4 protein-coding genes and 1 pseudogene are annotated in these 1,683 nt (G+C 39.8%); all 5 read left to right on the top strand.

The window, feature by feature from the left end; genetic code table 11:
• A pseudogene (locus HMPREF2865_RS07315) lies at positions 1-458 on the top strand (replication initiation factor family protein); the annotation flags it as partial.
• 12 nt (positions 459-470) lie between these two features.
• Entirely contained in the window at positions 471-782 is a 312-nt protein-coding gene (locus HMPREF2865_RS07310) for a hypothetical protein (protein ID WP_070646585.1), read from the top strand.
• Between the two features lie 13 nt (positions 783-795).
• Positions 796-999, top strand: coding sequence for a hypothetical protein (locus HMPREF2865_RS07305; RefSeq protein ID WP_070646584.1), 204 nt, complete (start codon positions 796-798; stop codon positions 997-999).
• A gap of 84 nt (positions 1,000-1,083) precedes the next feature.
• Positions 1,084-1,302 carry a major capsid protein gene (locus tag HMPREF2865_RS07300; protein WP_070646583.1) on the top strand — a complete coding sequence of 73 codons (219 nt, stop codon included), beginning with the start codon at positions 1,084-1,086 and terminating at the stop codon, positions 1,300-1,302.
• A gap of 12 nt (positions 1,303-1,314) precedes the next feature.
• On the top strand, positions 1,315-1,590 hold the full coding sequence (locus HMPREF2865_RS07295) for a hypothetical protein (protein ID WP_070646582.1): 276 nt from the start codon (positions 1,315-1,317) through the stop codon (positions 1,588-1,590).
• Positions 1,591-1,683: the final 93 nt, after the last annotated feature.

Raw genomic sequence — 1,683 nt, 5'->3', positions numbered from 1 at the left:
TAGATGTTTTGCTTTATCCCGGTTCGTATCTTGGCGGTGCTTATCCGATATGTAAGGCGATATTCAAAACAGAAGCCAAGCGTATGGATGCTAAGACAGAAACAGTAAATTTATCTTTCGATCATAAACTGTTCCATGCGCGTAATCAGGTTGGAAAGATGGTTAATTTCCTCCGTGATATAGGCTGGGATGATACAAAAATTGTCGATGAACTTGTAAAAGGCATTGAAGGTTATCCCAAAGGGTTACAGCCTGAACAATATGACTGTAGAGATCAGACACAAAAGATTCAGTATATCCACGAAGAGCAAAAAGCAATTGATGATTTGAATATGCAAACATTACTTGATGATTTGCTTGATGAGAAAGAAACCGCATTCCCACAAGACAGGGAAAAACAATACATTCGAGACATTGAACTCGAAGAGAAAATTATTTCAAATTTTTTAAACAAGTAAAGGAAATTCAAAATGTTTGAGCAAAGCCAAGTAACCACGTATTCAGCAACCCTGTTGGGTGCAAAACAATTTAAAGGCGAAATCGACGGTAACAAAATCGATTCTTGCACAGTTTTGGTAGCTAGCCCCATGCCTTCAAACGGCAATGCTGTAGGCTTTACCGCGGCAAGCATGAAATTTGGCGATAGCCATAATTTCGAAAAGCTGAAAAATCTCAAATTCCCATGCGCGGTTGATGTAACCGTAGCAATGGAATCAACAGGTAAAGGCCTTGTTCCTAAATTGCTTGATTTCCAAGTTAAAGGCGCAACGCCCAAAGCCTAAGAAAGGCTGAATCATGAGTAAGTATCAGCAAAAATTTATTGTTCAAGAACTCGAAAATCATGAATTCATCTATCCCGATCCATTCGGTGATATTGGTTTCACGCTTAATATTAAATCTGCCGGTCAATATGAAAGTTATGAAGATGCTTTTAGTTCGGCGATTGAAGAAATCGGCGGCGAATTTTTAATTTTCAGTTTTTATACAAAAGAAGACTAAATTTAAGAGACTCGGCGGGCGGTCTCTAAAACCTTCACATAGCCCGCAAACACATTTTTTAAACATTTCGTAAAGGAAAACATCATGAAATTGATGAACACTTGCCGTAAATACGGCGCAAAACTGGCCGTTGTTGCCGCTGCTCCACTTGCTTTGGCTACACAAGCCTATGCCGCTCTTGATGAAGGTGCAAAATCAGCCCTTGAAGCCGCAAAAACTGATGGCCTTGAAGCAGGATGGCTGGTAGTCGGCGTATTTGCAGCGCTGTTCGTAATTGCCATTGTGAAACGCTTGTTACGTTAATAGGTAATTAAGATGTACTACCAAGTCGGGAATAAATGTCTTGAGCAAAGCCAAGCTGAAAACGTCTATTTCAGCTTGGTAGTACCTCAAATTAGCCAAGACGGCAAAATCATTAAACCTGAGTACAACGGTACAGTATGGAAACTGAACGGACAGACGATTAAAGCCGATTTGCCCAAATGCGATCCAAGTGACAACTTAAAAAGCGGTTTAGATACAGGTTGGCTTTTATTCGGCGTGATGGCATCTTTGTATTTTGTATCCATTTTAAAAAGGGTTCTAAAATGATGGATTACTATTTTTACTTGGGTCTGGCGGTACCTGTTTTGATAGGGGCGATTTTATTTAAGGATTGATACCCTATTCGGGTAATGGCAAAAT

The sequence above is a fragment of the Neisseria sp. HMSC073G10 genome (assembly GCF_001812605.1).
Classification (GTDB): domain Bacteria; phylum Pseudomonadota; class Gammaproteobacteria; order Burkholderiales; family Neisseriaceae; genus Neisseria; species Neisseria subflava_A.
Note: the sequence above shows the minus strand (reverse complement) of the source record. Positions and strands in the feature narration are given on the sequence as shown.

Coding starts and splice junctions, on each gene's coding strand:
- HMPREF2865_RS07295 (WP_070646582.1), top strand. CDS start 1,315: ATGTACTACCAAGTCGGGAATAAATGTCTTGAGCAAAGCCAAGCTGAA.
- HMPREF2865_RS07305 (WP_070646584.1), top strand. CDS start 796: ATGAGTAAGTATCAGCAAAAATTTATTGTTCAAGAACTCGAAAATCAT.
- HMPREF2865_RS07300 (WP_070646583.1), top strand. CDS start 1,084: ATGAAATTGATGAACACTTGCCGTAAATACGGCGCAAAACTGGCCGTT.
- HMPREF2865_RS07310 (WP_070646585.1), top strand. CDS start 471: ATGTTTGAGCAAAGCCAAGTAACCACGTATTCAGCAACCCTGTTGGGT.